General features: G+C 62.5%; 1 protein-coding gene. It reads right to left on the reverse strand.

Going from position 1 to position 349, the window contains the following annotated elements; genetic code table 11:
* The coding region (locus E8K88_RS18140; RefSeq protein ID WP_205880136.1) for an NHL repeat-containing protein at positions 1-349 on the reverse strand (349 nt) is incomplete at both ends.

Raw genomic sequence — 349 nt, forward strand, 5'->3', positions numbered from 1 at the left:
TCTTGGTAAGCCACATAGGGCACGCCCTCGGTGCTCAAGGCCAGCGAGATGTAAGTAGCCTGTCCAGCCGACAATCCAGCTTGCCCCACCTGCTCCCAGGTGGTGGCATCGGCTGTCGGGCGCATTACCGTGGCTTTGTAGCCGTTGTGCGAATCTTGGTAGGCCACGTAGGGCATGCCATCGGGGCCAAAGGCCAGCGAGGTGAAGGAAGCCGTCCCAGCCGAGAATCCGGTGCTGCCCACTGGCTCCCAGGTGGTGCCAGTGCCTGCCAAGCGCATCACCGTGGCTTTATTGCCTTTGGCACCGTCTCGGTAGGCCACATAGGGCACGCCCTTAGCGCTCAAGGCCA

This window comes from Lampropedia aestuarii, assembly GCF_004803635.1.
Taxonomy (GTDB): Bacteria; Pseudomonadota; Gammaproteobacteria; order Burkholderiales; family Burkholderiaceae_C; genus Lampropedia; species Lampropedia aestuarii.